Below are 3,560 nucleotides of genomic sequence, written 5' to 3'. Positions count from 1 at the left end.
GCCACAGGTGGCTTCGTCCTTCGTTCGTGGGTCGGTCGGCCGTGCCCGGCCCACCGACCCACGAACGAAGGACGAAGCCACCTGTGGCCGATCACTACGAAGTGCTGGGCGTCGACCGCGACGCCTCCGCCGACGAGATCAAGAAGGCGTACCGCCGACTCGCCCGCGAGCTGCACCCCGACGTCAACCCGAGCGCGGACGCCTCCGAGCGCTTCAAGCTCGTCACGCACGCCTACGACGTCCTGAGCGACGCCCAGCAGCGGGCGCAGTACGACCGCGGGCCCCAGGAGGGCTTCGGCGGCGGTGCCCAGGGCTTCGGCGGGTTCGGCGACATCTTCGAGACCTTCTTCGGGCAGGGCGCGCAGGGCTCGTCCCGCGGCCCGCGCTCCCGCCGTGAGCGCGGCCAGGACGCCCTGCTGCGCGTGGAGGTCTCGCTCGACGAGGTCATCTTCGGCACCCACCGCGACCTCGAGGTCGACACGGCGGTGCTCTGCGAGACGTGCCAGGGCTCGTGCTGCCAGCCCGGCACCTCGCCGGTGACCTGCGACATCTGCCACGGCTCCGGCCAGATCCAGCGCACGGTCCGCTCGCTCCTGGGCAACGTGATGACGGCGAGCCCCTGCGGCACCTGCCGCGGCTACGGCACCGTCATCGCGACCCCCTGCTCCACCTGCCAGGGCCAGGGACGCGTCCGCGCCCGCCGCACCATCCCCGTCGACGTCCCCGCGGGAGTCGATACGGGCCTGCGCCTGCAGATGCCCGGCAGCGGCGAGGTCGGCCCGGCCGGCGGCCCCAACGGCGACCTGTACCTCGAGATCAAGGTCAAGCACCACGACGTCTTCAGCCGCAACGGCGACGACCTGCTCTGCACCCTCGAGGTGCAGATGACGGACGCGATCCTCGGCTCCACGGCGTCGCTCAAGGCGCTCGACGGCGACATCGAGATCGAGATCAAGCCGGGCACGCAGAGCACCGAGATCGTCACGATCAAGGGCCGCGGAGTCACGCGCCTGCGCGGCAGCGGACGCGGCGACCTCCGCATCGGCATCCAGGTCGTCACCCCGACGAAGCTGGGCCACCGCGAGCGGGAGCTGGTCCAGGAGCTCGCGAAGCACTACAAGCCGCAGAAGCCCGCGCTGACCCACTTCCAGCAGGGCCTGTTCTCCAAGCTCCGCGACCGCTTCCTGGGCTGAGCCCGTGGCGCACCACTACATCGACGAGTCGCTGGACTCCGGCGGCTTCGTCGTCGGGGGCCGGCTCGCGCTCACCGGCGCGGAGGCACGGCACGCCGCGACCGTCAGCCGGATCCGCGCGGGCGAGAGCGTCCGGGTCGGTGACGGGCGCGGACTCGTCGCGACCGCGGTCGTCGAGAGCGCGGAGCCGGCGCGAGTGGTGCTCGTCGTGGAGTCGGTGCAGGAGTCCCCGGTTCCGTCCCCGCGCCTTGTCCTCGTCCAGGCCCTCGCGAAGGGCGACCGCGACGAGCTCGCCGTGCAGGCGGCGACCGAGCTCGGGGTGGACGAGGTCGTCCCGTGGCAGGCCGCGCGGTCGATCTCGCGGTGGTCGGGCCCGAAGGAGGAGAAGGGGCGCGAGCGCTGGCGGGCCATCGTGCGCGAGGCGAGCAAGCAGTCGCTGCGCCCCCGGGTGCCCGAGGTCGCGCCGCTCGAGCAGGTGCGAGGTCTCGTCGCGCGCGCCGCGACGTCCCGCGTGCTGGTCCTCGAGCCCTCGGCGCAGGCGCGGCTCTCCCAGGTGGTCCCGGACGGACGCGACCTGGTGCTCGTCGTCGGGCCCGAGGGCGGCATCGCTCCGGAGGAGCTGCGGCTGCTCGCGGAGGCGGGCGCCGAGGCCGTCGCGCTCGGCGACTCCGTCCTGCGCACCTCGACCGCAGGTCCCGCTGCCATCGCCGTCCTCTCGGCCCGCCTGGGCCGCTGGTGACGCTCCTCCACAGCCGCCTCGGGGCGCCGGAGCAGGGTGCCGTGGGCGAACGCGGCGCCCGTCGCGCACGGGCCCCGTTTAAGATGAGTGCATGAGCGAACCCACCGTCTTCACGCGCATCGTCCAGGGCGAGATCCCGGCCGATGTGGTGTTCGAGAACGAGCGCATCCTCGCGATCACCGACATCGAGCCGAAGGCGCCCGTCCACCTCCTCGTCTTCCCGAAGACCCAGGAGCACGCCACGGTCGCCGCCCTCGCCGCCGCCGATCCCGCCCTGCTCGCCGAGATGGTGCAGGTCGCCCAGTCGCTCGCCGATGCCCACAGCAACGGTCAGTTCCGCCTCGTCTTCAACTCCGGCGAAGAGGCGGGCCAGACCGTGTTCCACGTGCACGCCCACGTCCTGGGCGGCCACCAGACGGAAGGCTCCCTTGCCACCGGTTGAGAACACGGGCGCGAGCCCCGACGAGCGTCCCGCCCCCGGCGCGGACGCGTCCGAGACGACGCGGCGCGTCGTCGCCGTCGACGGAGTCGCGATGGTGCGCCTCCTCGGACCCCAGGACCGCCTCATCCGAGCGGTCGAAGGACGATTCCCCGATGTCCGGGTGCACGTGCGCGGCAACGAGGTGACGCTCGACGGCGAGCGCGAGCCCGTCGCCGCGGCGACGCGACTGGTGGAAGAACTGGTGCGCATGACCGCGAGCGGGCACGATCTCGACCCGGAGGGCGTGCGCGAGTCCGCCCGCATCCTGCAGAACGGCGGGCCGGTGAGCCCGGCCGAGGCGTTCGGCCAGGCCATCCTCACGGCACGCGGACGGAGCGTGAGGCCCAAGACGCTCGGGCAGCGCGAGTACGTCGACGCGGTCGATCAGAACACCATCGTCTTCGGCATCGGCCCGGCCGGAACCGGCAAGACCTACCTGGCGATGGCGAAGGCCGTGCAGTCGCTGCAGCGCAAGGAGGTCGAGCGGATCATCCTGACCCGCCCGGCGGTCGAGGCGGGGGAGCGGCTGGGCTACCTGCCAGGCTCGCTCACCGACAAGATCGACCCGTACCTGCGCCCGCTCTACGACGCGCTGAACGAGATGATGGACCCCGAGATCGTCCCGAAGCTGCTCGCGGCCGGCACGATCGAGGTCGCACCGCTCGCCTACATGCGCGGGCGCACGCTCAACAACTCGTTCGTCGTGCTCGACGAGGCGCAGAACACGACGCCCGAGCAGATGAAGATGTTCCTCACCCGCCTCGGCTTCGGCTCCAAGATGGTCGTCACCGGCGACATCACCCAGGTCGACCTGCCGACCGGCGCGAGCGGACTCCGCCTCGTGACGCGCGTGCTCGACGGCATCGACGACATCCACTTCTCGCGCCTGACCAGCGAGGACGTGGTGCGCCACAGCCTGGTCGGCCGCATCGTGGACGCGTACACCGAGTACGACCAGCAGAAGCAGGCGCAGCACTTCGAGCGCGAGCAGGCCCGGGAGTTCGCGAACCGCGCCGAGCGCCGCGGCCAGGCCGCCCGCCCGCCCGGCGACCGCCAGCAGGAGCGCGAGCCAGAGCTGCGGGACCTCGACGACCAGCACCGTGGTGACGAACACCGCGGCCGTCGTCTCGGCCGCGATCCGCGAGAA

4 protein-coding genes are annotated in these 3,560 nt (G+C 72.3%); all 4 read left to right on the top strand.

All coding sequences use genetic code 11. From position 1 onward, the window contains the following. Window positions 1-83: 83 nt before the first annotated feature. A complete protein-coding gene (gene dnaJ / locus C5C25_RS16165; protein ID WP_104251191.1) occupies window positions 84-1,193 on the top strand; it encodes a molecular chaperone DnaJ in 1,110 nt (369 codons plus the stop codon). Window positions 1,194-1,197: 4 nt separating this feature from the next. After that, window positions 1,198-1,932, top strand: a complete 735-nt coding sequence (locus tag C5C25_RS16160) for a 16S rRNA (uracil(1498)-N(3))-methyltransferase (RefSeq protein WP_104225202.1) — start codon at window positions 1,198-1,200, stop codon at window positions 1,930-1,932. A gap of 91 nt (window positions 1,933-2,023) precedes the next feature. Beyond that, window positions 2,024-2,374 carry an HIT domain-containing protein gene (locus tag C5C25_RS16155; protein WP_104225201.1) on the top strand — a complete coding sequence of 117 codons (351 nt, stop codon included), beginning with the start codon at window positions 2,024-2,026 and terminating at the stop codon, window positions 2,372-2,374. Between the two features lie 91 nt (window positions 2,375-2,465). After that, on the top strand, window positions 2,466-3,560 hold a 1,095-nt coding region (locus C5C25_RS16150; protein ID WP_104251192.1), incomplete at its 3' end, for a PhoH family protein.

It is taken from the genome of Rathayibacter sp. AY2B9, from assembly GCF_002931595.1.
Classification (GTDB): Bacteria; Actinomycetota; Actinomycetes; order Actinomycetales; family Microbacteriaceae; genus Rathayibacter.
This window is presented reverse-complemented; position numbering and strand designations above follow the sequence as displayed.